This window comes from Pseudomonas sp. 43(2021), from assembly GCF_017490805.1.
GTDB lineage: Bacteria > Pseudomonadota > Gammaproteobacteria > Pseudomonadales > Pseudomonadaceae > Aquipseudomonas.
This window is the reverse complement of sequence record NZ_JAFGYJ010000535.1, coordinates 1-443: the sequence shown is the minus strand read 5'-3', so window position 1 is coordinate 443 and position 443 is coordinate 1. Positions and strand designations below refer to the sequence as shown.

Sequence of the window (443 nt, the reverse complement as noted above, 5' to 3'; positions counted from 1 at the left end):
GACTGTCAACATTCGAGTCGCGGCAGCGCACCACAGGTAGCGCGTCACATATGGAGCCCCGCGCAGAGGACGAAGAGGCGTCCAAGCGAACTATCATTGGGCGTCGCCGTAGGCCGGCTGAACATGCGTTTCCAGGGATTATAAATCCCGGCAAGCTTAGGGAAGGGGAATATGTGTATGCGTAGGCACCTCGAAGAGATCCGTGAGTTCTTGATGCTAATAAGTCGGAGGGTTTCGGCTTGGTTGACTGGCGGAGTGATTGCAGCTTTGTTGTTCGTATACGAGCATGCTAGCGGCAACATTCCAGTGAGCGCCGTCTATTTGGGCGTGCTGGTGTATACGACGCTGGCCTCGTACTTGGCATGGCGATCAGAGCGACGTGCACGCGCAGGTGTGGAGGAAGCGTTCGAGCGAGCGACACGATCGGCGGCACAGCTTCAGGC

Annotated in this window: 1 protein-coding gene; it reads left to right on the top strand. The window is 57.3% G+C overall.

Annotation, left to right across the window (positions count from 1 at the left end):
- Window positions 1-177: 177 nt before the first annotated feature.
- Window positions 178-443: hypothetical protein (locus J5M71_RS28560; protein WP_207839027.1), on the top strand; the 266-nt coding region annotated here is incomplete at its 3' end.